At 70.4% G+C, this 26,158-nt stretch carries 23 protein-coding genes and 2 tRNA genes; 8 read left to right on the top strand and 17 right to left on the bottom strand.

Features of this window, described 5'->3' with window-relative positions; genetic code table 11:
* Positions 1–169 precede the first annotated feature (169 nt).
* The gene (locus BUR99_RS00640) at positions 170–1,141 is read left to right on the top strand and encodes an AraC-like ligand-binding domain-containing protein (protein ID WP_074258475.1); all 972 of its coding nucleotides are present in this window, start codon (positions 170–172) and stop codon (positions 1,139–1,141) included.
* A 65-nt stretch (positions 1,142–1,206) separates the two neighbouring features.
* Here the strand turns inward: BUR99_RS00640 and BUR99_RS00635 are convergent, their stop codons facing one another.
* Together BUR99_RS00635 and BUR99_RS00630 are read right to left on the bottom strand one after the other, a co-directional pair.
* Positions 1,207–2,877 carry a D-alanyl-D-alanine carboxypeptidase/D-alanyl-D-alanine-endopeptidase gene (locus BUR99_RS00635; protein ID WP_234980701.1) on the bottom strand — a complete coding sequence of 557 codons (1,671 nt, stop codon included), beginning with the start codon at positions 2,875–2,877 and terminating at the stop codon, positions 1,207–1,209.
* A 63-nt stretch (positions 2,878–2,940) separates the two neighbouring features.
* Entirely contained in the window at positions 2,941–3,924 is a 984-nt protein-coding gene (locus tag BUR99_RS00630; RefSeq protein ID WP_074258473.1) for a Gfo/Idh/MocA family protein, read from the bottom strand.
* 80 nt (positions 3,925–4,004) lie between these two features.
* Here BUR99_RS00630 and BUR99_RS00625 point away from each other — a divergent pair, with 80 nt between their 5' ends.
* Positions 4,005–4,844 carry an SGNH/GDSL hydrolase family protein gene (locus BUR99_RS00625; RefSeq protein WP_074258472.1) on the top strand — a complete coding sequence of 280 codons (840 nt, stop codon included), beginning with the start codon at positions 4,005–4,007 and terminating at the stop codon, positions 4,842–4,844.
* Positions 4,841–5,665 (top strand): SGNH/GDSL hydrolase family protein, encoded by an 825-nt coding sequence (locus BUR99_RS00620; protein WP_074258471.1) that lies wholly within the window; start codon positions 4,841–4,843, stop codon positions 5,663–5,665. The genes BUR99_RS00625 and BUR99_RS00620 overlap by 4 nt, the downstream gene beginning before the upstream one ends.
* A 91-nt stretch (positions 5,666–5,756) precedes the next feature.
* On the opposite strand, the gene BUR99_RS00615 is transcribed toward BUR99_RS00620, so the two are convergent.
* From BUR99_RS00615 to topA, 7 genes are all read right to left on the bottom strand, one after another.
* A complete protein-coding gene (locus BUR99_RS00615) occupies positions 5,757–6,314 on the bottom strand; it encodes a putative immunity protein (protein WP_074258470.1) in 558 nt (185 codons plus the stop codon).
* A gap of 79 nt (positions 6,315–6,393) precedes the next feature.
* Positions 6,394–7,209, bottom strand: a complete 816-nt coding sequence (locus BUR99_RS00610) for an MBL fold metallo-hydrolase (RefSeq protein ID WP_074258469.1) — start codon at positions 7,207–7,209, stop codon at positions 6,394–6,396.
* 240 nt (positions 7,210–7,449) lie between these two features.
* A tRNA-Thr gene (locus BUR99_RS00605) sits at positions 7,450–7,525 on the bottom strand.
* A gap of 80 nt (positions 7,526–7,605) precedes the next feature.
* Positions 7,606–9,162 carry an alpha/beta hydrolase gene (locus BUR99_RS00600; RefSeq protein ID WP_074258468.1) on the bottom strand — a complete coding sequence of 519 codons (1,557 nt, stop codon included), beginning with the start codon at positions 9,160–9,162 and terminating at the stop codon, positions 7,606–7,608.
* Complete coding sequence (locus BUR99_RS00595; protein ID WP_074258467.1) at positions 9,159–10,349, bottom strand: DNA polymerase III subunit delta'; 1,191 nt, start codon at positions 10,347–10,349, stop codon at positions 9,159–9,161. The genes BUR99_RS00600 and BUR99_RS00595 overlap by 4 nt, the downstream gene beginning before the upstream one ends.
* A gap of 43 nt (positions 10,350–10,392) precedes the next feature.
* Complete coding sequence (gene tmk / locus BUR99_RS00590; protein WP_074258466.1) at positions 10,393–11,013, bottom strand: dTMP kinase; 621 nt, start codon at positions 11,011–11,013, stop codon at positions 10,393–10,395.
* Positions 11,010–13,853: a type I DNA topoisomerase gene (topA, locus tag BUR99_RS00585; protein WP_074258465.1), complete on the bottom strand. Its 2,844-nt coding sequence runs from the start codon at positions 13,851–13,853 to the stop codon at positions 11,010–11,012. Before topA ends, tmk begins: the two co-directional genes overlap by 4 nt.
* A 211-nt stretch (positions 13,854–14,064) precedes the next feature.
* On the opposite strand from topA, the gene BUR99_RS00580 reads away from it, so the two are divergent.
* Positions 14,065–14,301, top strand: coding sequence for a hypothetical protein (locus tag BUR99_RS00580; RefSeq protein WP_074259377.1), 237 nt, complete (start codon positions 14,065–14,067; stop codon positions 14,299–14,301).
* Positions 14,302–14,310: 9 nt separating this feature from the next.
* Here the strand turns inward: BUR99_RS00580 and BUR99_RS00575 are convergent, their stop codons facing one another.
* Genes BUR99_RS00575 through BUR99_RS00555 form a run of 5 tightly spaced genes read right to left on the bottom strand, consistent with a single transcriptional unit; the run spans position 14,311 to position 17,556 of the window.
* Complete coding sequence (locus BUR99_RS00575; protein ID WP_084183641.1) at positions 14,311–14,793, bottom strand: Rv3654c family TadE-like protein; 483 nt, start codon at positions 14,791–14,793, stop codon at positions 14,311–14,313.
* Positions 14,793–15,101 carry a TadE family type IV pilus minor pilin gene (locus BUR99_RS00570; protein WP_234980700.1) on the bottom strand — a complete coding sequence of 103 codons (309 nt, stop codon included), beginning with the start codon at positions 15,099–15,101 and terminating at the stop codon, positions 14,793–14,795. The genes BUR99_RS00575 and BUR99_RS00570 overlap by 1 nt, the downstream gene beginning before the upstream one ends.
* Positions 15,102–15,117: 16 nt before the next feature.
* The gene (locus tag BUR99_RS00565; protein ID WP_084183491.1) at positions 15,118–15,357 is read right to left on the bottom strand and encodes a DUF4244 domain-containing protein; all 240 of its coding nucleotides are present in this window, start codon (positions 15,355–15,357) and stop codon (positions 15,118–15,120) included.
* A gap of 58 nt (positions 15,358–15,415) precedes the next feature.
* A complete protein-coding gene (locus BUR99_RS00560; protein WP_084183490.1) occupies positions 15,416–16,402 on the bottom strand; it encodes a type II secretion system F family protein in 987 nt (328 codons plus the stop codon).
* Complete coding sequence (locus BUR99_RS00555; protein ID WP_084183489.1) at positions 16,399–17,556, bottom strand: TadA family conjugal transfer-associated ATPase; 1,158 nt, start codon at positions 17,554–17,556, stop codon at positions 16,399–16,401. The genes BUR99_RS00560 and BUR99_RS00555 overlap by 4 nt, the downstream gene beginning before the upstream one ends.
* Before the next feature lie 465 nt (positions 17,557–18,021).
* On the opposite strand from BUR99_RS00555, the gene acs reads away from it, so the two are divergent.
* Complete coding sequence (acs, locus tag BUR99_RS00550; RefSeq protein ID WP_074258462.1) at positions 18,022–19,974, top strand: acetate--CoA ligase; 1,953 nt, start codon at positions 18,022–18,024, stop codon at positions 19,972–19,974.
* A 79-nt stretch (positions 19,975–20,053) separates the two neighbouring features.
* Here the strand turns inward: acs and BUR99_RS00545 are convergent, their stop codons facing one another.
* Together BUR99_RS00545 and BUR99_RS00540 are read right to left on the bottom strand one after the other, a co-directional pair.
* Positions 20,054–20,524 carry a RidA family protein gene (locus tag BUR99_RS00545; RefSeq protein WP_074258461.1) on the bottom strand — a complete coding sequence of 157 codons (471 nt, stop codon included), beginning with the start codon at positions 20,522–20,524 and terminating at the stop codon, positions 20,054–20,056.
* Positions 20,524–20,757, bottom strand: coding sequence for a Sp36 family protein (locus tag BUR99_RS00540; RefSeq protein WP_074258460.1), 234 nt, complete (start codon positions 20,755–20,757; stop codon positions 20,524–20,526). Before BUR99_RS00540 ends, BUR99_RS00545 begins: the two co-directional genes overlap by 1 nt.
* Before the next feature lie 184 nt (positions 20,758–20,941).
* On the opposite strand from BUR99_RS00540, the gene BUR99_RS00535 reads away from it, so the two are divergent.
* The 3 genes from BUR99_RS00535 (at position 20,942) to BUR99_RS00525 (ending at position 24,700) form a co-directional block, all read left to right on the top strand.
* Positions 20,942–23,554 (top strand): transglycosylase domain-containing protein, encoded by a 2,613-nt coding sequence (locus BUR99_RS00535; protein WP_159440927.1) that lies wholly within the window; start codon positions 20,942–20,944, stop codon positions 23,552–23,554.
* On the top strand, positions 23,551–24,522 hold the full coding sequence (locus BUR99_RS00530; RefSeq protein ID WP_074258459.1) for a metallophosphoesterase: 972 nt from the start codon (positions 23,551–23,553) through the stop codon (positions 24,520–24,522). Before BUR99_RS00535 ends, BUR99_RS00530 begins: the two co-directional genes overlap by 4 nt.
* Before the next feature lie 104 nt (positions 24,523–24,626).
* Positions 24,627–24,700: transfer RNA gene (locus BUR99_RS00525), tRNA-Pro, on the top strand.
* Positions 24,701–24,771: 71 nt separating this feature from the next.
* Here BUR99_RS00525 and BUR99_RS00520 read toward each other — a convergent pair.
* The gene (locus tag BUR99_RS00520) at positions 24,772–26,079 is read right to left on the bottom strand and encodes a UDP-glucose dehydrogenase family protein (RefSeq protein ID WP_074259372.1); all 1,308 of its coding nucleotides are present in this window, start codon (positions 26,077–26,079) and stop codon (positions 24,772–24,774) included.
* Between the last annotated feature and the right edge of the window lie 79 nt (positions 26,080–26,158).

Below are 26,158 nucleotides of genomic sequence, written 5' to 3'. Positions count from 1 at the left end.
GCGGCGTCGCCCGGTTCCGGCTCATGATTCCGGTCCGGAACCCTCCGGCCTTGTCGCAGAGCGAAGGGTGGTTGTCCCCGAACGCAGGCTCGCACTGTCGGTTTTGTCTCGACAGGCGTAGAGTCTCCCCACTCGGACGTCGATGTCCGTCCCCCCGGAGATGAGGTGCATGCCCGTGCTCGACGAATCCGTGCGCTCCGCCCCACTCGACCGGGCGGCCCTGCCGCTCGGCTTCGGCGCGTTCAGCGCACTCGTCTCGCAGTCCTTCGTGCCGCTGCAGGTGCGCTCCGACCGGCAGGACTCGTTCCGCGGCGACATCCGCGCCTCGACCAACGACGACGTCCACGTCTCGGTCGTCACCGCCGACGGCCACGAGATCCACCGCACGCCCGAACTCGTCGCCCGCTCGAGCCATCGCTGCTTCAAGGTGGGCCTGCAACTGGCCGGCACGGGCCTGCTCATCCAGGAGAACCGCGAGGCGGTGCTCCGCCCCGGCGACCTCACCGTCTACGACACCGACTCGCCGTACACGCTCGTGTTCGAGGAGGCGTTCAGCACGCTCGTGCTCATGGTGCCGCACCGCGCGCTCGAACTGCCCACCGACGCCGTACGCGGCATGACCGCGGCCACCATCGACGGCGGCACCGGGCTCGCACGGGTCGTGGCCCGCTTCCTCGGCGAACTCGCGGGCGACCTGCAGCAGCTCGACGGCCCGATCGGCGGTCGGCTCGCCCGCAACGCCGTGGACCTCGTGACCACCCTCTACGCACGCGAACTCGACGTGGCACGCGACGCCGATCGACCGCACCGCGCCATGCTCCGACGCGTTCAGGGCTACATCGACGAGCACCTGAGCGACCCCGATCTCACGCCCGGCAGCATCGCCGCGGCCGCCTACATCTCGACCAGGCACCTGCACGCGCTCTTCCACGAGGAGGGGCTCACCGTCTCGACGTTCATCAGGGCGCGCCGACTCGACCGGTGTCGCCGCGAGCTCGGAGATCCGCTGACCGCGCACCGTCCCATCGGCCAGGTCGCCACCAGGTGGGGCTTCGCGGATGCTGCGCACTTCAGCCGCGCGTTCCGAGCCGAGTTCGGCGAGCCGCCGAGCTCGTTCCGCGCCCGCACGACCGCTGCCTGAGCATCGCGTCGACGGCCGACGTGTCGACGTCGGGGTGGTACTCACCGCTCGGCGAGCCGCGCCCGTCACTGGTTGGAGAGGTTGTCGCCGCAGCGGAAGAAGCCGGTCGTGAGCGTGTCGATCGCCTGCTTCGCCTCGTCGGTGACGTCGCCGAGGGCGTAGATCGCGAAGGTCAGGGTCGAGCCGTCCTCTGCACGGACGACGCCCGAGAGCGTGTAGCCGGTGTCGATCCATCCGGTCTTGGCGGAGACCGCTCCGTCGGCGACCGAGTTGTCGCCCGAGAAGCGGTCGTCGTAGCTGAGCGAGCCGCGCTCGCCAGAGACGGGCAGTCCGTCCATGAGCACGCCGAGGTTGCCCTCGCGCGCGTTGATCTTCACGAACAGCCGGGTCAGGTACGACGGCGGCACGGCATTGTTGTCGGACAGCCCCGACCCGTCGACGATCGTGATGCCCGTGGTGTCGATGCCGTAGGCGGCGAGTCCCTCGAGCACTCCGGCGTTGATCGCGCCGAAGGTGTTGCCCGAACCGGTCTCGATGGCGACGAGCCTCGCGAGCATCTCGGCCGCGGTGTTGTCGGAGACGACGAGAGCCTTGTCGACGAGCTGCGCGACGGTCGGCGACTGCACCTGGCCGAGCTGCTGAGCCCCGGCAGGGGCGACACCGCGCTCGATGACGTCGATGCCGCCGAGCTCGTCGGCGAAGGCGTCGCCGGCGCGGCCCACGGGGTCGTCGCTGCGCCACGAGGTGTTCGACCCGGGTTCGTCGCGGTCGCCGTCGACCATGAGGGCGGCGATGTTCGACATGTAGCCGTCGTCGCGCTCCTTGAGGTTCCAGCTCGGCTCCCACTCGTCGCCGCCGAAGTAGCTCGCGTCGAGGATGAGCTTCGTCATCGGCGGGTTCGCAGGATCGGCATCCCACGCGGCCTCCACCTGTGCAGCCAGGTCATCGAGGTGCGCCGCGCCCGGGTACACGGTCTCGGTGCCGCTCGAGGTGCGCGAGAGCGTGGCGTCGCCGCCGCCGACGAGCACGACCGAGCCCGGCTCCGACCCCTTCACGACGGTGGTCGGGGTGCGGTAGTCGGGCCCGAGCACCGAGAGGGCGGCGGCAGACGTGAGCACCTTCATGACGCTCGCGGTGCGCGACGGGGTCGCTCCGCCGCGGTCGTAGAGCACCTCGCCGGTCGCCGCGTTCATCACCTGCGCCTGGAAGTTCGCGAGACGCCCGTCGGCCGCGAGCTCGGCCACCGAGCAGGTGCGCAGCCGACTCGCCGCCGCGACCGCCTCGGGCACCGGCCGGGCGGGGTCGGCGGTGGGGGTGGGTGTCGGGGTCGTCGTCGCGAGGGCAGCGGATGCCGCTCCGCCGCCGTTGCTCGCGATGCCGGCGGCGACCGCGCCAGAGCCGATCAGGCCGAAGGCGATGACGCCCCCGGCGATCATGAGCGGCAGGCGGTGTGTGCGGGCGAATGCCGCGATCGCGGCGAGCGCGCCCGACTTCGCGGGCACGAGCGACTCCGGTGCGGGAGCCTCGGGAGAAGTGGTGTCGGTCGCCGCGGCATCGACGACCTCGGTGGGCGTCGTGTCGGCGGCCGGCGCCGCAGAGGTCTCAGAGGTCTCAGAGGTCTCAGAGGTCTCAGAGGTCTCAGCGTCCACAGAGGCCGCAGCGGTTTCGGTGGTCTCAGCGGCCGACGGGTCGCCTGCGTCTGGGGTCTCCCCCGCGGCATCCGTCTCGTCGATCACCCGGGAATCCTACGGAGTCATCCTCAAGAGAACCTGATCATGCGCCGGAACGGGTGCTGCCGATCATTCGCCCGGGTAGACGAGACCGATCTGCTTGCGGATCTCGTCGAGCGACGCCATGATCGCCACGGTCTCGTCGATCGGCAGCAGGTCGCCGGTGAGGTCTCCGGTCGCGACGAGCCGCTCGACCGCCTCGGCCTGGAAGTGCATGCCGCGGCCGACGACCTCGGAACGGTACTCCTCGAGCAGCGTTCCGTCTGCGGCGACGACCCGGAAGGTCGTCGGCGTGTACCAGACGTGGTCGATCTCGATGCGGGCCGCGGTGCCGAGCACGACCGCGGTGTTCGGCCCCTTCACATCGCTCGCCGAGATCGTGGAGGCCATGCGTCCGCCCTCGTAGCCGTAGACCACGGCCACCTGGGCGTCGGCGCCCGTCGACTTGAAGGTCGCCGACGCCTGGGTCGTCGCGGGTGCGCCGAAGAGGTCCCACGCGAAGGAGATCGGGTAGATGCCGAGGTCGAGCAGCGCCCCGCCGCCGAGTTCGAGCGCATTGATGCGGTGCGACGGGTCGTCGGAGAGCAGCTGGGTGTGATCGGCGATGAGGGTGCGCACCTCGCCGAGCGTGCCCGCCGCGATGATCTCGCGAATGCGCGCCATGTGCGGCAGGTACCTGGTCCACATCGCCTCGAGCACGAGGAGCCCCTTGGCCGCGGCGAGTTCGGCGAGCGCGCGCGCTTCGCCCGCGTTGACCGTGAAGGCCTTCTCGACGAGCACGTGCTTGCCCGCCTCGAGGGCGAGGGTGGCGCCGGCGGCGTGCATCGGATGCGGCGTGGAGACGTAGATCACGTCGACCTCGGGGTCGGCGGCGAGCGCTTCGTAGCTGCCGTGCGCATTCGGGATGCCGAACTCGGCGGCGAACGCGTCGGCGCCGGCCTGCGAGCGCGAGCCGACCGCCTGCACGGTGAATCCGTTGAGCTTCAGGTCGTTGGCGAAGGCGTGCGCGATGCCGCCCGTCGCGAGGATTCCCCACCGCAGTCGTTCCGTCATGCCGACAGCCTATGCCGCCGAAGTACTCCCCCTGTTCTGGGATCCTGCGGAATCCTCACGACCAGGTCTAACGTTCAGCCATGACGGCTGTATTCGCTTGGAAGGGCCGCGTCATCGGCAGTGCCGCCGCGGCCATCATCGCCCTCGTGGTGATCCCCGCGGGGATCGCCGGCCCGGCTGCAGCCGCGCCACCCTCATCGACCTCGTCGTCGTCTCCCGTCGCCAAGTACGTCGCCCTCGGCGACTCCGTGGCAGCAGGCCAGGGCGCGGGCGGCTACGTCGACGCCTGTCTCCAGAGCCCGAGCGGCTATCCGACACTCCTCGACGCCGCGCCGCGCACGAACCTGCTGCGCAATCCCTCCTGCAGCGGAGCGACGATCGCGGATGTCGCTGCGAACCAGCTCTCGCAGGTCAACCGCGGCACGACGCTCGTGACACTCACGGTCGGCGCGAACGAGGTCGACCTGCCCGGCATCCTCGCGGCGTGCTCCGTCCCGGAGCCCGGCCTGGAGTGCCTGCTCGCCGTACAGGCCGCGCAGGACTACCTCGCCTCCGGGCAGCTGACGGTCGACATCGCGGGGCTCGTCACGGCGATCGCGACACGCTCCCCCGCGGCCGAGATCCTCGTGACCGGGTACGCGATCCCGTTCCAGCCCGGCCTGCAACCGCTCACCGATCAGGTGAACGCGCTCACCGCCGCGATGAACTCGCTCATCGCTGCAGGCGCCGCGGGCGCAGCGGCATCCGGTGTCGACGCGGTCTACGTCGACGTGACCGGGCTGTTCGCAGGCCACGGCGTCGGCTCCGGCTCCTCATGGCTCGGTGAGAACCCCGGTGACCCGATCACCTTCCTCCATCCGAACGCCGCCGGCTACTCCGCCTACCGCGACGCGCTCCTCTCCGCAACGGCACTGCCGTGAACGGGTCGACGCGGCCGCGGTTCGCACTCGCGGCGGCGCTGCTCGCCGCGCTGATCACCCTCGGCTCGGTCGCGTCGCCGTCGCTGGCGGCCCCCTCGGGCAAGGGCAAGCCCGGCGGCGGGGGCGGCAACGCCCAACTCGCCTACGCGGCGCTCGGCGACTCCTACGCCGCCGGCCTCGGGGCGGGAAGCTATCTCGAGACGAGCTGCTACACCAGCTCGAAGGGATATCCGGCGTTGCTCGACGCCGACGCGAACCTCGCGCTCGCCGCCCGTCCCGCCTGCCGCGGCGCGACCACGGCCGACGTGATCTCGAAGCAGATCCCCGCGCTTCCGGCGAACGCCGTGCGGGTCACGCTCACCGTCGGCGGCAACGACGTCGGATTCGCGAACGTGATGCAGAACTGCTTCGTGCTCGTGAACAGCTCGTGCGAGTCGCACATCATCGCCGGCGAGACGATGGTGCTGAACGGGGTGCTCGCCCAGAACGTGCGCAACGCCATCGCGGCGATCAGGGCGAAGGCGCCGAACGCCCGAGTCGTCGTCACCGGCTACCCGCTGCTGTTCGCACCGACCTCGCGCTACCAGTGGGCGACGCGGGTCAACACCGGCACCATCGCCCTGAACGACGCGATCGAGGGCGCCGCCGTGCTCGCCGGCGCCGTGTACGTCGACGTCGAAACGCCCTTCACCGGTCACGGCATCGGCAGCGCGGCCCCGTGGATCAACGACTGGAACTGGCTTCGCTCGAACGACTCGTTCCATGCCAACGCCGCCGGGTACCAGGCGTTCGCGGCCGCCCTGCGCCCGGCGCTCAAGTGATCCCCTGAACCACACGCGCTCTTCCTCGCGTGAGATGCGAACGGCCCGGCGATCCCGGGCCGTTCGTGTGTCCGGCGCCGGTGCCGACCGCCTACCGGGCGCCCTGTTGCGAAGGAGTGCTGCCGATCGCGGCTTGGATCTCCCGAATCGTCGATCCGAGGATGCCCGATGCGAGCAGTCCCGAGCCGAGCGGGCCCGCTGAGTCCTCACCGACGGGAGGCAGTTGCCGAAGGGCCGACCTCGTCTCGTCGGTCATGTGCTCGAGCTGCCAGGCGATCTCGTCACTGACGGCCTCGGGCCGATCCGGAGCGGCCAGCCCGACTGCGTTCGCGGCGTAGGCGGCCGCGCCGAGGGCGTGCGCGCCCATGTGGGCGACGCCGGCGGCCTGTGCGGCGGCCCGCGCAGCAGCCACGGCCGCGGGAGAACTCACCGCGTGCGCCGCGCGCCCGGCGACCAACCGTCGGCGTATCTCACCGGCGGCATCGAGCTCGCCTCGTGCGAACGCCCGACTCCGAGCGATGGCATCACGCGGTCGATCGTCCGCCGGTGCCTCCGCTTCGAACAGGGCCAAGACCCGTTCGGCGCACTCCGCCGCCCAGGCTGCGACCTCGCGGCGATCGGTCTCACTCAACGACTGCGGCGACGGCATGCCGACAGGTTCTCACACCGCCCGCACGAAACGGCGCAGTTCAGCATGCGGCCGCCGTTCACCTGCGCACTGCACCGGCTCATTCCGGGACCTCGTCGCGGAGCCAGCTGACATAGCGAAGCAGGGAGCGCTCGGTGATGTCGTGCGCCTGCGCGGTCAACTGGCCGAAGGCGCCGTAGAGACGCTCGAATTCCAGTGGCAGCACCGTGTCCATGATGCGACGCACGGCCCGTTCCGGGAGCGGGATGTTGTTCACGAAGCTGCGCATGACGTTGACCGATGCGCGATCGGCTCCGATCGCGATCGTATCGCCGGTCAGGAGCACCCCTCGGCCCTCGGCGCCGGCCGGCCAGTGCACGACGCTGCTGCCCGCGAAGTGGCCGCCGCATTCGAGCATCACCAGCCCGGGCAGGAGGTCGACGCGGTCCTCCCAGAGGCTGATCGCGGGGTCCGGTCGCCTGATCCACGCTTCGTCCTTCCGCGCGACGTAGACCGGCGCCCCGTCGAACGCGTGGCTCCACTGGATGGACGACCCGGTGAGATGCGGATGGCTCGACGCGATCGCGGCGACCCCGCCGAGACGGCGCACCGCGTCCACTCCGGCGTCGTCGATGAACCCCGGGGGCTCGAAGAGCAGATTGCCGGCCTTGGTCTGCACGAGCAGCCCGCGCTGCCCGATGCCGAGTTCCGGTTCCGTGGTGATGGCGTGGAGGCCCGGCTCGATCTCGGATGTGGTGATGCGATAGCCCGTGCCGGCCAGCTCCTCCCGGGTCGTCCACCGCTGTCCGCTCGCCGGAACGAACTGGCGGTCGTCGGAACAGATCGCGCAGAACGCGGGTGGGGCGGCGGAGTCGGCGTGCTCGATCGCGCACGTGGCGCAGGTCCAGATCGTCATGGGACGCCCTTTCGTTCAGTGGCATCCGCAAGCCTGAATGCTCAAGTGGACTTGAGGTCAAGTTCGGTGAGTACCGCCGGGACTCGGGAACATGGCGCGACACGGTGGCTCGAGTATCAGCGCCCCCTGGGGCCGACTCCGCAGAACATTCCAGAGAACTGCGCCGGTCGGACGCCACACGAACGCCGGTCGGACGCCGCACGAAAAAGAACGGCCCGGATCTCTCCGGGCCGTTCTGATTGGAGCCGCCTGTGGGAATCGAACCCACGACCTTCTCATTACGAGTGAGACGCTCTGCCGACTGAGCTAAGGCGGCGTGGCATCCGGAGCGCCTGAGGCGCACCGACTGGCACGAGAATCCATGTTAGCGGGTTTCGGGAGCGCCGTTGACCACCTTCAGCATTTCGGGTCGCCGGCGGGCACGGTGCCGTCGATGAAGTACGACTCGACGGCGTCGTTCACGCACGCGTTCGACTTGTTGTACGCCGTGTGCCCCTCACCCTCGTACGAGATGAGCACGCCGCTGTCGAGCTGCTCGGCGAGCGCGACGGCCCACTCGTACGGCGTCGCCGGGTCGCCCGTGGTGCCGATGACGAGGATCGGCGCGGCGCCCTCCGCGTGGATCTCCGCCCGCTCGGCATGGCTCTGGTAGGGCCAATTGATGCAGCCCAGATCGCCGAAGCCGAAGTACGGGCCGATGATCGGTGCGACCTCCGCGGTCGCGGCGGCGTTCTCGCGCATGACCGCGACATCGGACTGGTACGTGTAATCGAGGCAGTTGACCGCGGTGAACGCCTCGGCCGAGTTGTCGAGGTAGGTGCCGTCTTCACTGCGCCCGTTGTAGCCGTCGGCGAAGGCGAGGGCCATGTCGGCCTCGCCGAACATGACCGACTCGAACATGTCGTTCAGGTACGACCAGGAATCCTCGCTGTAGAGGGGGTAGATGATCGCGGTCACGAGGGTGTCGGCGCCGACGAGGCGGCCGTCGCTGCCGCGCAGCGGGCTCTGGTCGACGGATGCCAGGAGCCGGCTGATCTCGTCGAGCGCGTCGTCGACCGTGCCGTCGAACGGGCAGTCGCTGCCCGAGAGGCAGAACTCGAGGTACGCCTTCAGTGCGTTCTCGAAGCCGATCGCCTGCGCCTGGGAGACCTCGGACTCGCTTGCCGAAGGGTCGATCGCCCCGTCGAGCACGAGCTTGCCGACCTTCTCGGGGTAGAGCTCGGCGTAGGTGGCGCCGAGGAACGTGCCGTACGAGAACCCGAGGTAGTTGAGCTGATCGTCGCCGAGGACCGCGCGCAGCAGGTCCATGTCGCGCGCCGCGCTCTCGGTGTCGACGTTGCCGAGCAGTTCACCGGTGTTCTCGGCACAGGCCTCGCCGAAGGCGCGCTCGGTCGACTCGACCTCGGCGATCCACTCGTCGCTGCCGCGAACGCCCGGCGTGATGCCGTAGAGGTACTCGTCCATCTCGGGGGCGTCGTAACAGGCCACGCCCGACGAGCGGCCGACGCCGCGGGGGTCGAAGCCGACGACGTCGAAACGCTCCTGCAGGGGCTGCCCGACGGCGTAGTCGAGCGAGTCCATCACGAAGTCGTAGCCCGAGCCGCCCGGGCCGCCCGGGTTCACGAGCAGCGAGCCGAGCTTCTCGCCCGTGGCCACGTGGCGCACGAGGGCGAGCTCGGTCTCGCCGGCCGAGGGATCGCTCCAGTCGAGCGGGGCCTTCGCCGTGGTGCAGCCCATGCCGTCGCCGCAGCGCTCCCACTTCAGCACCTGTGTGTAGAAGGGCTCGAGGTCGGCCGCGACCTCTTCGCCGGTCGGCGTCGAGACCGGCTGCTGCGGGTTCAGGAACGAGGGCACGCAGCCGCTCATCGCGAGCAGGGCCGCGAGGGCGCCGACGATCGCGACGGCACGCGCGCCACGCGGCATCCGTCGTCTGGCGGTGGTCGTGTCGATCATGCGGCCCCTCGTTCGGTGGACGGTCGTCGGATGGCGGAGACCAGCATCGCCTCGAGCGCGAGCGCCGGCGAGACGTTGCCGTCGATGCGGGTGCGCGCCTGCTGGATCGCGTCGAGCGTCGCGAGCGTTCGAGCAGGCGCAGCGGATGCCGCGGCGCGCTGCATGCCCGCTTCGAGCTCGCGGTTGACGAGCGGCACGTCGGCGGCGAGCTGGATGAGCAGGATGTCGCGGTACAGCGAAGCGAGGTCGACGAGGATGCGGTCGATGCCGTCGCGAAGGCTCCGGGTGGCGCGACGCTTCTGGTCGTCTTCGAGCGCCTTCAGCTGCGGCCGGAGGGCGTTGGGCACCGCCTGACCCGGCGCTACGCCGAGCGAGTGCAGGGCGCTGGCGCGCTCTTCTGCGTCGCGCAGTTCGCCGATGGCCTTGGCGTCTTCGCCCGCGATCTCGATGAAGCGGGCGGCGGTCGTCACCGCACCCGACGCGGACCGCACGGCGAGGGCGAGCTCGAGCGTCTCGGAGCGGCGTCGCCGCGCCTCTTCGTTGGTCGCGAGCCGGTGCGCCATGCCGATGTGACTCTGCGCCTCGCGGGCCGCGCGCTCGGCGAGCACGGGGTCGACGCCGTCGCGGCGTTCGAGGAGGGCAGCGACATCCGCGATGCTCGGCACCTGGAGGCGGACCGAGCGCACGCGGGAGCGGATGGTCGGGATGAGGTCGGCCTCGCTCGGCGCGCAGAGGATCCACACCGTGCGCTCGGGCGGCTCTTCGAGCTCTTTCAGCAGGAAGTTCGAGGTCTGCTCGGTCATGCGGTCGGCATCTTCGACGATGATGACCCGGTGCCGGCCGATCGACGGCGCGTAGTGCGAGCGGCGCACGATGTCGCGCACGTCGTCGCGCTTGATGATGACGCCCTCGGTGGCGAGCACGTGCAGGTCGGGGTGGCTGCGCGCATCGACCTGCGCCTGCGTTCGGTCGTCGCCGTCGGCCGTGCCCGAGATGAGCGCGGTCGCGAAGGCGTAGGCGAGGTTCGAACGCCCCGATCCGGGCGGACCCGTGACGAGCCACGAGTGGGTCATCTGCTGGGCACTCGAGCCCTCGGCAGCCGCTCCGGCGGCGCCGGCCGATTCGGCCGCGGCGCGGAAGAGCGCGATCGCGGCGTCCTGCCCCGTCAGCTCACTCCACACGCTCACGATTCAACGCTACCGTCAGCGGCTGACGATGTGATCGGCGTGTTCAGAGCAGCCCGGCCACTCGACCGCGGATCGCCGCGGCGATCTCCTCGACCGGCTGCGCCGCGTCGACCACGAGGAAGCGGGCGGGCTCGGCCGCCGCGATCTCGAGGTACGCGCCGCGAACCCGGTCGTGGAACTCGGATGCCTCGGCCTCCAGCCGGTCGTAGCGCGTGCGCGCATCGTCGAGGCGGGTGCGCGCCGAAGCGGCATCGAGATCGAGCAGGATCGTCAGATCGGGCACGAGCCCCTCGGTCGCCCACTCGGAGAGACCGCGCACGGCCTCGGCGTCGAGCACTCGCCCGGCGCCCTGGTAGGCCACCGACGAGTCGATGTAGCGGTCCTGGATGACGACCTCGCCTCGACCGAGCGCCGGCCGCACGACGGTCGCGACGTGGTGCGCGCGGTCGGCGGCGTAGAGCAGCGCCTCCGCGCGGGGCGCGATGTCGCCGCGATGGTGCAGCACGATCTCGCGCACCTCGACGCCCACCTCGGTGCCGCCGGGCTCTCGCGTGCGCACGACGGTGCGCCCGGACTCGGCGAGCCAGGCGCCGAGGAGCTCGGCCTGGGTCGTCTTGCCGGACCCGTCGCCGCCCTCGAGGGTGATGAAGAGCCCGTCGCTCACTGCTCGGTCGCCGCCTTCTTCGCGGGCGCCTTCTTCGCCGGGGCCTTCTTCGCGGGGGTCTTCTTCGCCGGGGCCTTCTTGGCCGGGGCCTTCTTGGCGCGCGGCGCCGCGGGACCCTTGTCGCGCTTGATCTGCAGCAGCTCGACCGCACGCTCGAAAGTGATGTCCTCGACCGACTCGGCCCGCGGGATGGTCGCGTTCGTGGTGCCGTCGGTGACGTACGGCCCGAAACGGCCGTCCTTCACCTTGATCGGCTTGCCGCTCACGGGGTCGGCCTCGAACTCCTTCAGCGCGCTCGACGCGGCGCGACCGCCGTACTTCGGCTGCGCGAAGAGCTCGAGCGCACCGTCGAGGCCGATCTCGAAGATCGCGTCCTCGCTCGGCAGGGTGCGCGTGTCGGCGCCCTTCTTCAGGTAGGGGCCGTAGCGACCGTTCTGTGCGGTGATCTCGGTCTCGGTCTCGGGATCGACGCCCACGACGCGCGGCAGGTTCAAGAGCTTCAGGGCGGTCTCGAAGTCGATCTCGGCCACCTGCATGCTCTTGAAGAGCGACGCGGTGCGCGGCTTCTCGGCAGGGGGCTTCTTCGCGGCGCGCTTGGCCTTCGGCTTCGGCGCATCGATCACCTCGCCGGTCGCCGGGTCGACGGATGCCGCGGCCTCGGGCTCGGGCTCCGCCACGGGCTCGGGGTCTAGCTCGGTGACGTACGGGCCGAAGCGGCCGTCCTTCACGACGACCTCCTTGCCGTTCTCGGGGTTGACGCCGAGCACGCGCGCCTCCTGCACGGGCGCGTCGATGAGCTCGCGGGCCTTCGCCTCGGTGAGCTCGTCAGGGGCGAGGCCCTCGGGCAGGTTCACCCGCCGGGGGGTCGCATCGGGCGCGGCGCCCTCCTCGACGACCTCGAGGTAGGGACCGTACTTGCCGATGCGCAGCGTGATGTCGGGCGCGATCCGCACCGAGTTGATCTCGCGGGCGTCGATCTCGCCGAGGTTGTCGACGACCTGGCGGAGGCCCCGGTGCTTGTCGGAGCCGAAGTAGAAGCTCGAGAGCCAGTCGACGCGGTCGGCCTCGCCTGCGGCGATGTGGTCGAGGTCGTCCTCCATCTCGGCGGTGAAGTCGTACTCGACGAGGTCGCCGAAGTGCTCTTCGAGCAGCCGCACGACCGAGAACGCGATCCAGCTCGGCACGAGCGCCTGGCCGCGCTGGGTGACGTAGCCGCGGTCCATGATCGTCGAGATGATCGAGGCGAACGTCGAGGGCCGGCCGATGCCGAGCTCCTCGAGTCGCTTCACGAGGCTCGCCTCGGTGTAGCGCGGCGGCGGCGACGTCTCGTGGCCCTTTGCCTCGAGGTCGGCCATCGCGAGCGACTGACCCTCCTTCAGCGGGGGCAGCTTCGCCTCGCCGGGCGTCTCCTCGGCGTTGCGCTCCTCGTCGCGGCTCTCTTCATACGCGGCGAGGAAGCCGCGGAAGGTGATGACCGTGCCGCTCGCGGTGAACTCGGCGATCGTGCCGCCGACCGGCGCCGATGCCTCGGCGGGAGCCGCGGCATCCGTCGCCGTCGGTCCGACCTCGATCGTGACGGTGGCCGTCTGACCCTTCGCGTCTGCCATCTGCGAGGCGACCGTGCGCTTCCAGATCAGGTCGTAGAGCTTGAACTCGCTGCCGCGCAGCACGCTCGCCAGTTCGGCAGGGGTGCGGAACACCTCGCCCGACGGGCGGATCGCCTCGTGCGCCTCCTGCGCGTTCTTCGACTTGCCGGCGTAGACGCGGGGCTTGTCGGGGATCGAGTCGGCCCCGTAGAGCGCGGTCGCCTGCGCCCGGGCGGCGGTGATCGCCTGCTGCGACAGCGACGACGAGTCGGTGCGCATATAGGTGATGTAGCCGTTCTCGTAGAGCGACTGCGCCACGCGCATGGTGTCGCGGGCCGAGAGACGGAGCTTGCGGGCCGATTCCTGCTGCAGCGTCGAGGTCGTGAACGGCGCCGCCGGTCGACGCGAGTACGGCTTCGACTCGACCTTGGAGACGGTGCGCGAGACGGCGTCGTCGGCGAGCGCCGCGACGAGCGCAGCTGCGGTCGCCTCGTCGAGCACGACGGCCTTGCTCTTCAGCGTTCCGGCGTCGTCGAAGTCACGGCCGGTCGCGACGCGCTCGCCGCCGAGGCGCACGAGCTTCGCCTCGAACGACGTCGCATTGTCGGATGCCTCGGCCGAGAAGCGACCCGCGAGGTCCCAGTAGCCCGCGGCGACGAAGGCGAGGCGCTCACGCTCGCGGTCGACGACGAGGCGGGTGGCCGCGGACTGCACGCGGCCGGCGGACAGGCCGGGGCCGACCTTGCGCCAGAGCACGGGCGAGATCTCGTAGCCGTAGATGCGGTCGAGGATGCGCCGGGTCTCCTGCGCGTCGACGAGTGCGGTGTCGAGCTCGCGGGTGTTGTCCTTCGCCTTCTGGATGGCGTCCTTCGTGATCTCGTGGAAGACCATGCGGCGCACGGGCACCTTCGGCTTCAGCTCCTGCAGCAGGTGCCACGCGATGGCCTCGCCCTCGCGGTCCTCATCGGTTGCGAGCAGGAGTTCGTCGGCATCCTTCAGCGCGCGCTTCAGTTCGGCGACCGTCTTCTTCTTGGAGTCGGAGACCACGTAGTACGGCTCGAAGCCGTTGTCGACGTCGACGGAGAACTTGCCGAGCGGGCCCTTCTTGAGCTCTGCCGGCAGGTTCTTTGGCTCGATGAGATCGCGGATGTGTCCGACGGACGACAGCACTTGGTAGCCGTCGCCCAGGTATTGGGCGATCGACTTCATCTTGGTGGGCGACTCGACGATGACCAGTTTTTTCGCGCCTGACACCAGACTCCTCTTTGTTGACAATTGGGACGAGAACGCACATTCGAAGCCGCGCCCCCGAGCGGTGTGCCAAAGCCGGCGAAAATGCTGCGCCGACAGCCACACCATACACACACTGGCCGAGAGGAGGCGTACACGCGGAACGGTCGAACCGGTTCCGCCGCGCTCCCCGCGCCCCCTTGCGGTTCTCGGAGCGCTGAGGAGAATGGCCATCATGGACACCTCAACGACGAGTTCGTACACGGCGATGCTGGTCGACGGGCCGCTCGAGGGGAAGACGGTGGCCACCGCCTTCCTCGAGTCCGGAGACCCGCGACCCCGCATCGAGCTGAACACCGACCAGGGCAAGCACTACGTGTACTCGCGCACGGCGGGCATGGAGTTCGCGGAGCCCGGAGACGATCGGCCCACCGCCGTCGAGTACCGCTTCGTGGAGACCGTGTTCGACTGATCGGCCCGGTCACGGAGGCGCCGCGCCCGACCAGCCCGGCGGTCCGGCACGTGCCGAGGCCGTGACCGCGAACCCGGGCACCGCCTCGATGGTCACGGTGACGGATGCTGCGGCCCCATCGCCCGCGCAGTCGCCGAGCCGGGCGCCGTTGCGCGCGGCGACCGCGCCCGCGAGTCGGCACGGCACTCCCGCGACGGCGCCCGACATCGCATCGGCCGCCGCGAGCGCGGCGGCGTCGGCGGCGTTCGCCGCGCGCTGCGACACGACGAAGACGCCGAGCAGCGCGAGCAGCGCCACGGCGAGCGCGGTCATCGCACCGATGATGCCGATCGCGAGCACCGAAGCGGCACCCGCTTCGGCGCGACCCGCTTCGGCTGCACCCGCTTCGGCTGCACCCGCTTCGGCTGCACCCGCTTCGGCTCCACCGTCGCGATCGAGGCCGCGTGACCCGGCGCCCGGGCAGGGCGCTTCGGTCACGACTGCCCGGCGCATCACCGCCCTCCCGTCACGGCGCACGACTCGGCGCGCAGCTCGATCGCCGCGAGCAGTCCGCCGCCCGAGGCGGTGAGCGTCGCGCAGACGAACTGCCCGTCGTCGGAGGCGGAGAGCCCAGCTCCGCCCGAGACGCGATCGGCGATGGCCGCCGCCGCGGCCTCCGACTCGCCGCGACCGAGCGCTCGGGCCGCGTCAGCCGCGGCATCCGTCAATCGCACCTGCTGCGCCGCCAATTGCACCGAGGCGAGGCAGGCCGCGAGCACCAGGGCGATGGCAGGCAGCGCGACCGCGAACTCCGCGGTCACGCTGCCGCGTTCGCGCTCAGCCGACCGTGAGCGCATTCCGCACGAGGTCGGTGAGGATGCCGCGCACCTCGTCGCCGCGGAGGATGATGACGAGGAGCCCGGCGAAGCCGACCGCGGCCATCGTCGCCACCGCGTACTCGGCCGTGGCGGCTCCTCGCTCGCCGGCGAGCCGCACCGTGATCCGCCTGACGACGCCGCGACCGCGTCCGCGTCGAGTGCGACCTCGGGGCGGTGCAGTGCTCGAGTTTCCGTGCATGGTGTTCCTTTCGGTGGTGCCGGCGTTCCGGCGGTCGGGTGGCACGAGTCGGGTCGGGTCACAGAGCACCGCCGAGGGTGCCGGTGACGACCGAGATCATGAGGGGTGCGACGCCGAGCAGCACGAACGCCGGGAGCACGCAGAGCCCGAGGGGCAGCATGAGCCGAACACCGAGCGCAGCAGCCCGCTCGACGCCGTCGGACCTCGCGGCCCGGCGCAGGCGGAATGCCTCCGCACGCAGCAGTTCGGCGACCGGGGCACCGGCACGTGCGGCGAGGCCGAGCACCGCGTCGACCTCCGCGCCGTCGCCGGCGTGCGGTATGAACCGCACGGTCGTGTCGCGGGTCAAGGCCCGAGCCCGGTCGATCGACACCCCGCTCGACATGGCGATCGCCAGCAGTTCGAGCTCGAGGCCGGCATCGACCCGCGATCGTCCGGCTCGAGCCGCGAGCGCCAGGTTCCATCGGTGGCCGCCCCAGAGGCTGCCGAGCCCGAGCACGAGGCAGGCGAGACCGAGGGGATTGCCGAACAGCACGCCCAGCGTGTCGAAGCCGAGTGTGGCGCCGAACAGCACCGCGATCGCGGGCAACGCCATCACGAGCCGGGCGCTCGCAGCCGGGCCGGCGAGCGCGGCCCGAACCTCCCGGCGCAGCTGCGCCTCGTCGCGCAGCACGGCGGCGAGCTCGCGCAGGCTCCCCGCGAGCGGCGCACCGGACTCGGCGGCGACGCCCCACGCCGCGGCGAGCACCGGCCATGCGGCGGATGCCTCGGGGCGCTCGGACAGCGCGTCGGCGATGGCCGGCGCGACCGGGTCGCCGCGCCGTGCCGCCGACGCGGCGACCGCGAGCACTGCCGCGTCGGCACCGGAGGCCGAGTCGGCGCCGACGTTGCTCCATGCGCCGGGTGCCGGCACTCCGGCCGCGAGCAGCACCGCGAGCCGCTCGGTGACCGCGGCGATCGCGTCGACCTCGGCCGCAGGGTCTGAGCGCCGTCGGCCGCCGAGTCGATCGAGGAACGACGGCCGCCGCGGCATCCGCCCGCTCATGTCGCCTCGACCGCGAGGCGGTCGTCGCGCTGCTCGAATCGGCCCATCTGCGCGAGTCGGCGCCGTCCGTCGACGCGCTCGAGATGGAGCACGAGGTCGAAGGCGCTCACCGTCTGCCGCGCGAGGGCATCGGGCGAGAGGCCGGCGATCGCCCCGAGCGCCTCGAGCCGGGCGGGGACGTCGGCGAGCGAGTTCGCGTGCAGGGTGCCGGCGCCTCCGTCGTGACCGGTGTTGAGCGCGGCGAGGAGTTCGCGGAGCTCGGCGCCGCGGCACTCGCCGACGACGAGGCGATCGGGGCGCATGCGCAGCGCCTCGCGGAGCAGCGCATCGAGCCCGACCCGGCCCGTGCCCTCGAGGTTGGCCTGCCGCGCCTCGAGCGAGACCACGTGCGGATGGTGGACCTGCAGCTCGGCGACGTCTTCGATGATCACGAGCCGCTCGCGCTCGGGCGCCTCGGCGAGGAGTGCGGCGAGCAGGGTCGTCTTGCCGGTGCCGCCGGCACCCGTCACGAGCAGGTTCTTGCGGCCGCCGACCGCAGCTCGCAACGCCGACTCCTGCGACGGGTCGATCATGCCCGCCCGCGCGAGCGCGGCGAGCGAGAACCCGCCCGCCCGCGGCACCCGCACCGAGATCGTCGTGCCGGTCGACGACACGGGCGGCAGCACCGCGTGCACCCGGATGCCCGCCCCCAGCCGCACGTCGACCGCGGGCGTCGCCTCGTCGATGTGACGCCCGCCTCGCGCGATGAGCTGCACGGCGAGCGCGCGAACCTCGGCTTCGTCGGCCGTCCAGCCGGGCTCGCGCTCGGCACCGGCGCCGCGATCGATCCAGAGGCCGCGGTCGCCGTTGACGAAGAGGTCGGTGACCGGCCCATCGGCGGCGAACACCTCGAGCGGGCCGAGCAACGACAGGTCCGCGCCGGGCCGTCGCGTCGCCTCGGTCGGCACGGTCGGCACGGTCGGCACGGTCGGCACGGAGCCGCCGGGGGCTCCGCCGCCGCGGTCGAGCCTCCCGGCACCTGCCGGACCGACGACCGGCGACCCGACCCTCGCCCGGGGCGCGTCACGGTCGCGCGGCCCGAATGCGCGCTCGACGGAGGATGGCACGGGGGGCTCCCGCTGCCAGGACGGCGACGCCACGAAGGGATGGGGCATGTCGCGAGCGTAGGAACCGGTGCGGGCTCGGAGGCATCCGTTCGGCCCCAGATATGGAAAGAGCCTCCCCCACACCGTTGTGGAGGAGGACTCGATCGGGTCGCGGCGCACATCGTGCACTGCCTGTTAACGAAAGGGGGCGGCACCCATTGGGGGGAACAGGTGCCGCCTCGGCAGCGCAAGGATTGGGGGGAATCGCGAGCGCTGCAGGCCACGAAACGAGTGTTCGGGCGGTACTCAGCATACGGCTTGCAGAAGGATGCGCAAGTATTTTCTGTCCTCATTTGTGCCGACACACAGAATTCTCTGCGCTTGGGCACAGGAACGCGCGCCGTTCGGCTCGAAAACCGCTCTGCGACGCTACAGGACGACAGGATTCCTCACCTGATCGGAGCGGCGGGTAGTGTGCTGCGTGGGGCAGGCGACCCATCCGAAGAACACTCGCGAAGGAGCGACTGAAGAACCATGACCGTTCAGATCGATCACGCGCTCGAGGAGATCCGGCGATTCCGCCCGAGCCCCGAGTTCGCCGCCCAAGCCGTCGCCGACGAGCGCCTCTACGAAGACGCAGCGGCCGACCGCCTCGGCTTCTGGGCCGACCAGGCCCGTGCCCTGCTCTCCTGGAGCACGCCGTTCACCCAGACCCTCGATTGGTCGAATCCCCCCTTCGCCAAGTGGTTCCACGACGGCGAGCTCAACGTCGCATACAACTGCCTCGACCGCCACGTCGAAGCAGGCCTCGGCGACCGCGTCGCCCTCCACTTCGAAGGCGAGCCGGGCGACAGCCGCTCGATCACGTACGCCGAGCTGACCGCCGAGGTGAAGCGCGCCGCGAACGCGCTCCTCGCGCTCGGCGTGCAGGACGGCGACCGGGTCGCCATCTACCTGCCGATGATCCCCGAGGCCGTCATCGCGATGCTCGCATGCGCGCGCATCGGCGCCGTGCACTCCGTGGTCTTCGGCGGATTCTCGTCGAAGAGCCTGCAGTCGCGCATCGACGACGCACAGGCCGAGGTCGTCATCACCGCCGACGGCGGCTACCGCAAGGGCAAGGCGTTCCCGCTGAAGCCCACGGTCGACGAGGCCATCGAGGCCGCGGAGACCACCGTGCGATCGGTACTCGTCGTGAACCGCACCGGCGGCGACGTGGCCTGGGTCGAGGGGCGCGACGTGTCGTGGAGCGAGCAGCTCGCCGCGGCCGACGCCGAGCACGAGGCGCAGGGGTTCAACGCGGAGCACCCGCTGTTCATCCTCTACACCTCGGGCACCACGGGCAATCCCAAGGGCATCCTGCACACCTCGGGCGGCTACCTGACGCAGGCCGCGTTCACACACAAGAACGTCTTCGACCTGCACCCCGAGCGCGACGTGTACTGGTGCACGGCCGACGTCGGCTGGATCACCGGCCACTCCTACGTCGTCTACGGGCCGCTCGCCAACGGCGCGACCCAGGTGCTCTACGAGGGCACGCCCGACACGCCGCACCCCGGCCGCTGGTGGGAGATCATCGAGAAGTACAAGGTCTCGATCCTCTACACGGCACCGACCGCCATCCGTTCCTTCATGAAGCAGGGCCGCGATGTCGTGCACGGCTTCAACGTCCGCTCCCTCCGGCTGCTCGGCTCGGTCGGCGAGCCGATCAATCCCGAGGCATGGATCTGGTACCGGCACGTCATCGGCGGCGGCTCCATCCCCGTGGTCGACACGTGGTGGCAGACCGAGACCGGCGCGATCATGATCTCGGCGCTGCCCGGCATCACCGACCTGAAGCCCGGTTCGGCGCAGGTTCCCGTGCCCGGCATCTCGATCGACATCGTCGACGACGAGGGCAACCCGATCGAGGGCGAAGGCGGCGGACTCCTCACGATCACCGAGCCGTGGCCGTCGATGCTGCGCGGCATCTGGGGCGACCCCGAGCGCTTCAAGGAGACCTACTGGGAGAAGTTCGGCGACAAGTACTTCGCCGGCGACGGCGCCCGCCGCGATGAGGACGGCGACATCTGGCTGCTCGGCCGGGTCGACGACGTCATGAACGTCTCGGGCCACCGGCTCTCGACCGCAGAGATCGAGTCCTCGCTCGTCGCCCACCCGTGGACGGCCGAGGCCGCGGTCGTGGGCGCCTCCGACGAGGCGACCGGCCAGGCCGTCGTCGCATTCGTGATCCTGAAGGCCAGCCAGGCCGACCAGGTGACCGACATCGCGGCGGCGAGCGACGAACTGCGCAAGCACGTCGCCCAGCAGATCGGCGCGATCGCGCGGCCGCGTCAGGTGTTCATCGTCAACGAGCTGCCGAAGACGCGCTCGGGCAAGATCATGCGGCGCCTCCTCCGCGACCTCGCCGAGGGCCGCGAGATCGGCGACACGACCACGCTCGCCGACACCTCGATCATGCAGGTCATCAGCGAGCAGGTGAAGTAGGGCTTCACCCGGCTTGAAACGACGGATGCCGCGTCGGGATCGATCCCGACGCGGCATCCAAGTTCGTGGCGAGGTCCGACTAGGCGAACTCGACCACCAGTTCGAGCTCGACCGGCGAGTCGAGCGGCAGCACCGCGACGCCGACCGCCGAGCGGGCGTGACGGCCCGCGTCGCCGAAGATCTCGCCGAGCACTTCGGATGCGCCGTTGATGACTCCGGGCTGGCCGGTGAACGACGGGTCCGACGCCACGAAGCCGACGAGCTTCACGATGCGGGTGACCCGGTCGAGCGAGCCGATCTCGGCACGCACGGCCGCGAGGGCGTTGAGCACGCACGTGCGGGCGTAGGCCTTCGCGTCATCGGCCGGCACGAGCCCGTGGCCGTCGCCGACCTTGCCGGTCGCCGGGAGGGCGCCTGCGGTGAAGGGCAGCTGGCCCGAGGTGTAGACGTGGGCGCCGGTGACGACGGCCGGCACGTATGCGGCGACGGGCGGAGCGACGTCGGGCAGCTCGATGCCGAGCTCGGCCAGGCGTGCCTCGTAGGCGGCCATCAGGCGTGCCCCTCGCCCTCGAACTGCTTCGCGGCCTGCGCGGCCGCGGCGGCACCGGCCGAAGCCGCTACCGAGTCCTCGCCGCCCTTGGGCCGCTTCAGGTACGCGACGAGACCGCCCTCGGGGCCCTGCACGATCTGCACGAGCTCCCATCCCTCGGAGCCCCAGTTGTTCAGGATCGCCGCGGTGTTGTGGATGAGCAGCGGAGTGGTGATGTACTCCCAGGTCGTCATGGTTCCTCGTCTCTGTGTCGCCTGCATCGACCGGGCCGCGGCCGAATGCCGCGGCGAGGTCGAACGGAGCGCGGGATTCGCGTACTTCGGCGCGCCTCCGCCGCGATGCAACGTTCAGCCTGCATAGCGGGATTTGTCAGCCTTCTCCGTTAAGCTCCACTATATGTCTGCCCAAAAACGTACGATGAGCGACGTCGGCGCCGGAATCCTCGGCTTCGTCGGCATGAGCGCTCTCGCCGGCGTGCTCGTCACCGCCGCAGTGACTCCGGCCCTCGCTGTCACCGGCATGGCCGCGAACAACAGCATCACGATGTTCGAGAACCTGCCCGGGTACCTCCAGATCGAGGAGCTGGCGCAGAAGTCCACGATCTACGCGGTGAACGCCGACAAGTCGGTCGTGCCGTTGGCCAACTTCTACGACGACAACCGCGAGGAAGTGGCGTTCGACTACATCTCGCAGTTCCTCAAGGACGCGGCGATCGCAGGTGAGGACCCGAGGTTCTACGACCACGGCGGCATCGACATCGCGGGCACCGTGCGCGGCGCGGTCAGCACCGCGCTCAACAAGGGCACCCAGGGCGGATCGTCGATCACCCAGCAGTACGTGAAGAACGTGCTCGTCGCGAACGACATGGCGAAGGCGACGACCGACGAAGAACGCGCCGAGGCCTGGGAGAAGCACACCCGCACGTCGATCGACCGCAAGCTCAAGGAGATGCGGTACGCGATCGCCGTCGAGAAGGAGTACCCGAAGGACGAGATCCTCCGCGGCTACCTCGACATCGCCGGATTCGGCGGGCAGATCTACGGCGTGCAGACCGCCGCGTCCTACTACTTCGGCACGAACGCGAAAGACCTCTCGCTCGCGCAGGCGGCAAGCCTCATCGCGATCGTCAACAGCCCCGAGGAGTTCCGCCTCGACTACCCCGAAGACGAGCTCAACGGCGCCGCGACCGTGGTCGACGGCGAACCCGTGCCCTATGCGCGCAACAAGGAGCGCCGCGACTACATCCTCGGCAAGATGCTCTCCGAGAAGAAGGTCACGCAGGAGCAGTACGACGCAGCCGTCGCCGAGCCTGTGGCCCCGAAGATCACCGAGCCGTCGAGCGGATGCCAGGCCGCGGGAATCTACGCCTACTTCTGCGACTACGTGACGTGGGAGATCAAGAACAAGTTCGACGATCCCGCGACCGAAGACGTCAACGAGGGTGCCCGCATGCTCGAGCGCGGCGGCCTCGACATCTACACGACGATCGACGTCGACCTGCAGACCACGGCCGACGCCGCAGTGCACGAGAACGTGCCGGCGTCGGCGGAGGGCGTCAACATCGGCGGCTCGGCGGTCTCGGTCGAGGTCGGCACCGGACGCATCCTGTCGATGGCGCAGAACACCACGTACAACGTCGACCCCGACGTGACCGGCGACCAGTACGACGCGGTGAACTACAACGCGACGATCGACTACGGCAGCTCCCACGGATTCCAGCCCGGCTCGACGTTCAAGATCTTCACGCTCGGCGAGTGGCTGAACGAGGGGCACTCGGTCAACGAGAGCGTCGACGCGAAGAAGCGCTCGAACTGGGGCACGTTCCAAGACAGCTGCGACGGCCCGAAGGACGCCGGCGACTGGGACCCCCGCAACGACGAAGGCGGCAACGGCGGCTACTGGAGCGCCCTGTTCAACACCGTCAACTCCGAGAACACCGGTTTCGTGGCGATGGCGAAGCAGCTCGACCTCTGCGGCATCAAGAACACCGCGTCCGGCCTCATGAGCGCCGGTCGCGCCGACGGCAAGCCGCTCGGCGAGGGCCTCGACGAGAACGGCAACCGCATCCCGTTCGGCCCCTCCGCGGTGCTCGGCACCGAAGAGGTCGCCCCGGTCTCGATGGCGACCGCGTTCGCCGCCGTGGCAGGTGGCGGCAAGTCGTGCACCCCGATCGCGATCGACAGCATCACCGATGCGAACGGCGAGCCGATCGACGTGCCCAAGTCGACGTGCACGCAGGCGATCACCCCCGATGTGGCCGCCGGCATGAACTATGCGCTGCAGCGCGTGATGACCGACGGCACCGGCCGATCGTCGCGCTACAAGATGGACACCTCGGACACGCCGATGATCGGCAAGACCGGTACCACCGACGACGCCTACGCGACCTGGATGAGCGGCGCCTCGTCGAGGGTGGCGACGGTCGTCGGCGTGTACAACGTCACCGGATTCGTCAACCTCCGCGACACCTACTTCGACGGTGAGCAGGCCGCGGTCCTCCGCCACAACATCTGGCCGCGCATCATGGACGTCGCGAATACGAAGTACCCCGGATCCGACTTCCCCGAGCCGAAGCAGGAGTACCTGTCGACCCCGATGGCGACCGTGCCGAGTGTGCTGGGTCTCGCTCCCGAAGCCGCCCAGAAGGCGCTCGAACAGGCCGGATTCGGCTGGTCGATGGACGGCGAGGTCGACTCGTCGCAGCCGAAGGGCACGATCGGCAGCCAGTCGGCCACCGGCCAGGCTCCGCGCGGCTCTGCGATCTCCCTCAAGACCAGCCGGGGCAACCAATCGGGAGTCCCCGACGTGACCGGCATGCAGGCGGATCAGGCGGAAGCCGCCCTCACGGCGGCCGGCTTCCGCGTCGAGCGGAACGAGGAGGACACGGCCGACCCGTCCAAGATCGGATTCGTGCTCTCCCAGTCGCCCGGGTCAGGTGAGAACGCCAAGGCGGGTTCGAAGGTGACGATCGTGGTCGGCCGTCTCGGCAATGGCGGCGACGGCGGCGGCAACCCTCCGGACAACGGTTGACCGCCCGCTTGACGCCCGTCGCGCGGATCGCCCTGGCGATCGGCGCGGCGGGCGTCGCCGCCTTCGCTTACGGATCATTGGTCGAACGCACGCGTTGGACGCTCCGCCGAGTGGATGTCCCGGTGCTCCCACCGGGCGCGGAGCCGATCCGCGTGCTGCACCTCTCCGACCTGCACATGGCGCCGTGGCAGCGCGACAAGCAGGAATGGGTGCGGAGCCTCGCCGCGCTGCAGCCCGATCTCGTCGTCGACACCGGCGACAACCTCGGACACGAGCGCGGTATCGAGGGAGTCCGTCGGGCGCTCGAGCCGTTCCGCGGCGTGCCCGGCGTCTTCGTCAACGGCTCGAACGACTACTTCGGCCCGGTGATGAAGAACCCGTTCGCGTACTTCGCCGGACCGTCGCGCCTCGGCCGTCGCGCCAGTCGGCTCGACATCGGCGAACTGCACGCGTTCTTCGACGAGCTCGGCTGGCAGGACCTCGACAACACCGCGACCGCGCTCGACCTGCGCGGCACGCATTTCGAATTCTTCGGCGTCGACGACCCGCACAAGGGCTACGACCGCCTCGACCTCATCACCGCGGCGATCGACGAGTTGCGTGCCGAAGACCCGCTCGGCGATGAGACGTGGCCCGACGAGGCATCCGCGGTCGTTCGTCCCACCGTGACCGTCGGCGTCGCCCACGCGCCGTACCAGCGCGTGCTCAACTCGTTCGTGAACCACGGCGCGCAGCTCATGCTCGCCGGGCACACGCACGGCGGCCAGGTGTGCGTGCCGGGCTTCGGCGCGCTCGTCACCAACTGCGACATCCCCCGCGATCAGGTCAAGGGTCTCAGTGTTTGGCGTCACGGTCTTCGGTCGGCGTTCCTGAACGTCTCCGCGGGCCTCGGCACCTCGATCTACGCCCCGGTGCGCTTCGCGTGCCCGCCGGAGGCGACCCTGCTGACGCTCGTGCCCACCGAATAGTCGTCCGTAGGCAGGTCGGGGCGGGCGATCGCCCGTCGCGGGCCCGAGATGGTCTGACGGCCTCGATTTATCGGCTATTCTTGTTGAGGCTCGCAAGGGCCACCCGGGGTGTGGCGCAGCTTGGTAGCGCGCGTCGTTCGGGACGACGAGGTCGCAGGTTCAAATCCTGTCACCCCGACCGGGTGAAACCCCCTCCTTCGGGAGGGGGTTTTCTCATGTCCGCCTGCGCTCGGCCGGGCGCAGCGGCCGCTACGGCCGGCCGATGCCCCGGTAGTGCCAGCCGGCAGACCGCCACGCGGCGGGATCGAGCACGTTGCGCCCGTCGATGATCCGCCGCTCCCCCACGAGCCGGCCGGCGGCCGCAGGGTCCAGCGCGCGGTACTCGTTCCACTCGGTGGCGAGGATCACGAGATCCGCGCCGAACAGGGCCTCGCGCGTCGTCGACGCCGCGCGGAGGTCGGGGCGCCGTGCCAGTGCGTTCTCGAGCCCCTCGGGGTCGGTCACGACCACCTCTGCGCCGAGCTCCTGCAGGCTGACGGCGATGTCGAGCGCCGGCGAATCGCGCACGTCGTCGGAATCGGGCTTGAAGGTCACGCCGAGCACGGCGACCTTCCGGCCGGCCGCGGTGCCGCCGAGGTCCTGCACCGCCAGGTCCACGACGCGGCGCCGCTGACGCAGGTTGGTCTCGTCGACCGCGCCGAGGAAGGCGAGCGTGTCGTGCAGGCCGAGCTCCTCGGCTCGAGCGATGAACCCGCGGATGTCCTTCGGAAGGCAACCGCCGCCGAAGCCGACCCCCGCATTGAGGAAGCGCCGGCCGATGCGGGCGTCATGCCCGATCGCGTCGGCGAGCGCCGTGACATCCGCCCCCGTGGCATCGGCGATCTCGGACATCGCGTTGATGAAGCTGATCTTCGTCGCGAGGAATGCGTTCGCGGCGACCTTCACGAGTTCGGCCGTGGCGTAGTCGGTGACGATGCGGGGCGTACCCGCCTCGATCGCGGCACGGTAGACGTGATCGAGCACGGATGCCGCGTGGCCGTCGCCCGCTCCGATGCCGTACACCAGGCGGTCGGGCGAAAGGGTGTCCTTCACCGCGAAGCCCTCGCGCAGGAACTCGGGATTCCACGCGAGGCGGGCATGCGGCGCCTCCGCCGCGAGGCGTTCGGCGAGGCGTGCGGCCGTGCCCACGGGCACCGTGCTCTTGCCGACGACGAGGGCGCCGTCGGCAAGATGCGGCAACAGCGCGAAGAAGGCCGCATCGACGAACGAGACGTCGGCCGCGCCCGTCTCGGCGGACTGCGGCGTGCCGACGGCGACGAAGTGCACCTCGGCATCTGCTGCGGCGGCGATGTCGGTGCTGAATCGCAGCCGCCCGCTCGCCGTCGCCGAGGCGAGGATCTCGGGCAGTCCCGGCTCGTAGAACGCCGGCCGTCCGGCCGCGAGCGCCGCGATCTTGCGCTCGTCGACGTCGATGCCGACCACGTCGTGGCCGAGTTCGGCCATCGCGGAGGCGTGCACCGCACCGAGGTAGCCGCAGCCGATGACGGAGATGCGCATGGGATCCTCCCGATCGAACCGTTCCATTCTGTCGTACCGTTGGTGAGCCCACACGGGCGGGAGCGGTACCGCCGCGGGG

Origin of the sequence: Agromyces cerinus subsp. cerinus, from assembly GCF_900142065.1 — a bacterium.
Lineage (GTDB): Bacteria > Actinomycetota > Actinomycetes > Actinomycetales > Microbacteriaceae > Agromyces > Agromyces cerinus.
The sequence above is the reverse complement of the archived record's forward strand: the minus strand, read 5'-3'. Positions and strand labels throughout refer to the sequence as shown.